2 protein-coding genes are annotated in these 3,101 nt (G+C 57.6%); both read right to left on the bottom strand.

The features are described 5' to 3' along the window. A partial coding sequence (locus tag ACYVHX_RS04910) for a hypothetical protein (RefSeq protein WP_460670504.1) occupies positions 1 to 795 on the bottom strand: 795 nt, incomplete at its 3' end. A gap of 4 nt (positions 796 to 799) precedes the next feature. Further along, positions 800 to 3,101 (bottom strand): hypothetical protein (locus ACYVHX_RS04905; RefSeq protein WP_460670503.1); only part of this gene is annotated, 2,302 nt, incomplete at its 5' end.

Here is a 3,101-nt window from a genome sequence, read left to right as displayed (position 1 = left end):
GCGGGTGCCCACCGCCTCGTCCTGCGCATCGGCGTAGGTATTGGCCAGCACCCGCAGGTAGGTATTCGCTTCCAGCGCAGCAATGCGCTGACTATGCGTCAGTCCAGTGGGTATACTGGGCGAACCACCAACAGAGGTGACGAACGGCGATACCAGATCGTCGGCCCCCGGCACGTAGTAAATGATTTGAATGTTGCCGTCCTGAAGCAGGGCCCACGTTTTGGCGACTTCGCCGGTGGCTTCTTCCTCGATTTCTTCCAGCGTCTGCCGCACCGGCATGGCAAGCACCGTTTCAAGCTCATCGACGCGCTGCTCAAGGGCCAGGACGCGGATTTCCCAGCCGGCCGCGACCTCAACGGTGACGCCCGGAATGGTGGAAACCACGTTCAGGACAAGGGCTTCGGCCGCATAGGGTCCGGTCGAATAGTCCGACTGGTTGCCGGAATTGATCGACGGGTCAACGTACAAATCAAAACTCAGCAGAGGCTGCTTGCCGGCGATTTCGTCCAGGTAAACCGTGCATTTGTATTGAACCGACTGGGTACTGTCCGGAAGACCCGCCAGCGCCGGGGTTTTGTAATCCAGGTGGATGATGTTGGTTGCCGGGTACGAAAAGTCGGCCGCTGTCCAGGTTTTGACGAAGGCGTCATTGGACAGCGTTATATCTATTTTGATCGGAAGCGCCGAAACGTTCCAGGGCGCACCGTCCTGCTGAAAGACAATATCCAGCAGGAACCGGTAGCCTTTCAGCCTTCTGGCGGTGGTTTTGGGTACGTTGACTGCGCTTACTGCCATTGTCTTAAGTGAATAGCGGGGTTTCTTCTACGATTTCCAGGTTAGTGCCGGGGGTCTGCCAGAGTTCCAGCCCCTCGTTCTGACGCTTCCGCATCTTTTCTGTATAGTATTTGATCGTTGGATTGCGGTTGACATTAGGTACTGTGCCCCCGAGCCGGTTACCAACTTTGGCTTTTACTTTGTTGTGCAATTCGACCAGATTAGCCTCCGATCCTCCAAAGTAGCCCCAGGAGCCGCCCGGAATGACATAGCCCGCAATGCGGTCGGCTGCCTGATCCTGCGTAATGTCACCCTGGCCGTTCGGCACGCCGTAGTTCTTTTTGTAGCGCTGCGCTGTAGCATCCCAGATGTTATCCCAATCCGCACCGTAGTATTTTATGCGGCTGCCGTGAATATCCGCGCCACGCGGCCAGTTGGCATCGGGCGCCAGGTTTACCTGCGAAGCATCGGCGGTCTCGGTCAGCGTCTTCCACTGGCAGGTACGGGCCGCAACCGACTGGCGGTTGTCGATCGCCCCGGCTTCGACAGTGATGTGCTGGCCTGGATTGCCCAGTCGGGCGTAGTATTTGAACATTTTCAGCCACTGCGCCAAAGCGTATACGCCAAAGTGCCAGTGCCACTTGCGGTTCCAGGTACCGCCCGTTCCGTCGCCGTTCCAGGTGTCCCAGAAGCCGTCGCCGTCGTTGTAGTACTGAATGGCGGGCGGAACAATGTCACCATCGGCCAGGGATGGACGGTCTACCAGTGTACGCAGGCCGGCGAGTCCGCCACCTTTTGCAAGCATCAGGTCTTTGAACCACTGTTTGGCCGGATCTTCGTAGAGTCCGACGCGGGCCTGAGAGAGCGGAGAAACCTTGTTGCCAATCCCCATTTCATACTCTTCGGTGCGGCCAGCGGAAACGGTATCGGGTTTGATGAGGTTGCAGGCATTCTGAACGACATCGACCGAAATTCGGTACATGGGGTTATTGGAATCACTCGTGCCCCAGGTGTTGGGGTTAGCGATCCACTGCCGCACATACGCCAGTGACACCGGTACGCAGGTATCCGGATAGACGTCCAGACCCGAGTTCGAGTTAAATTTCTCGGCCTTATCCAGTGTCATCCACGAAATAGCCGGGTTAGACCCGATCTGGCTTCGGTAGATGCTGTACTGGAAATGAATACCTACCTTCAAGCCTATTGATCGGCAATACGCAGCAAAGGCGATCATGTTGGCCTTTGCTGTGGAGTTATACCACTGTTCAACTTCAATCGTGAATTTGAACATGGTCATACCCCGCTGCTTCCAGCGAAGCGCTTCGTCTTTGCGGGCTTGGAAATCGCTACCCGCCCAACTTGTGCCGTGGATGCGTCGCCAGTTTTCCTGCACCGGTACGTAGGTCGTCGGCGTTGGATCGGGGTCTGGCTCGCCTGGCTCTTCGGGCTCTTCAGGAATTTCCGGTTCGGGCGCCGGGATCACCACCGCGCTCAGCCGCGCCAGCCCACCGTAACCCGAAAGGTTGCCCGCCGAGACGTTGCCGGTTTCGATTTCACTGTTCAGGCCAGCGGCCGGAATCACAAAAGAGAAGATCTGCGCCGATGGGCCGGTTAAGGTCACTTTAAACACGCAGCCGCCAAACAGGCCCGGCACCCGGATTTTATCCGTCCGACTGGCGCCTTCGGTTTGCGGGTGGGAGCCGATGATTTCAATTTGCGTCGTGCCGCCGACCGTCCAGTGCCGAAGCGAATAGGCCGGCCGGTTGTTTTGGAAGGCGTTGGGACCATCATACTTGATAAAATCGCCCACGCCCGATAGCTGCACTTCGGGATCTTCGACCAGGGTGCTGCTATCCAGAAAGTGCTCCAGACGCTGCATATCCCGGCGGCCCTGGTAAAAGGCATCGATGCTGTGCTGCTGATGCTGATGCGAAGGATCGTTTAGCAAGGCGCGCCGGGGAACACCAAACTGCCAGTGTCCGCCGTCCGCATTCAAAAACCGGTGCCAGACATCGATTGAATAGATCCAGTAAGGTGGAAGCCAGACCTTCGGCGTTTCAACGTGCTGGGTCCCCGAATCAGACTGGTACGGTACCGACCCCTGCAAGTTGGCGAAGGGCACCCGGGCGGCCGTCGGTACACCATTGACGATGCCCGCCACATCGGCCTCAAAAAACAGCTGGGTTTGCCGGATAATCGGAATGCGGGTCAAGCCCGAAACGTTATCCATCCGGTACCAGAGTGCCTGGGTGCGGCCTTTAACCCGCCCGCCGACGTGGTAAGGCGCCATTTTGGACCACAGGTAGGGATAGCTTTGCGTTCCGGCC

The sequence above is a fragment of the Larkinella ripae genome, assembly GCF_054780775.1.
This window is presented reverse-complemented; position numbering and strand designations above follow the sequence as displayed.